Raw genomic sequence first — 768 nt, forward strand, 5'->3', positions numbered from 1 at the left:
GGCGGCGGCGCATGGTCATCCAGCTGAACGTGCGTTCCACCGCCCATCGCTTGGGCTGGACCTGGAATCCGTGCTGTCCGGGTTGCTTGCGCATGATCTCCACGGTGCGGCCGAGGATCTCCTCGGCCCAGGTCACCAGGCGGCCGGCGAAGCCCTGGGCGGCGAAGACCTTCCGCACCGTGGGGTGGTCGAGGCGTGTCCACAGCAGGGGGCGCTTCGCGCCATCGCGGTCCTGAACGCTCGCCGCGACGACGTGCACGGCCAGCAGCAGACCGAGGGTGTCGGTGACGATGAACCGCTTGCGGCCCCTGGTCTTCTTGCCCGCGTCGAAGCCGCTCGTCTGTTTCGGCACCGTATCGGCGGCCCGCACGGACTGCGAGTCGATCAGCCCCGCGGACGGTTCCGCACGGCGGCCGTCGGCCTCGCGCACCTTGGCCCGCAGTGCGTCGTGGATCTTCTCCACCGTGCCGTCGTCGTGCCATCTGGTGAAGTACCAGTACACCGTCTCCCACGGCGGGAAGTCCTTGGGCAGTTGCCGCCAGGAGCATCCGGTCCGGACGACGTAGAAGATCGCGTCCATGACCCGGCGGCGCGGATGCTTCTCCCGCCGCCCGCCCTTGGGTCCGGTCCGCGGCGGCGGCAGCAACTCCTCCACCAGTAGCCACTGTTCGTCCGTCAGGTCCGACGGATAGCCCTCCCCGACAGCACTCATACACCCCCTCAACGAGCGGCCTGCACAACCGACACGGAAGATCTCAAACGCGGTCT

Annotated in this window: 1 protein-coding gene; it reads right to left on the reverse strand. The window is 68.6% G+C overall.

Going from position 1 to position 768, the window contains the following annotated elements; all coding sequences use genetic code 11:
- Positions 1–712, reverse strand: a 712-nt coding sequence (locus tag H5J30_RS35725; RefSeq protein WP_181791934.1) for an IS5 family transposase, incomplete at its 3' end; no start/stop codon positions are given.
- Positions 713–768 lie beyond the last annotated feature (56 nt).

The organism is Streptomyces phytophilus, from assembly GCF_013870535.1.
GTDB lineage: Bacteria > Actinomycetota > Actinomycetes > Streptomycetales > Streptomycetaceae > Streptomyces > Streptomyces phytophilus.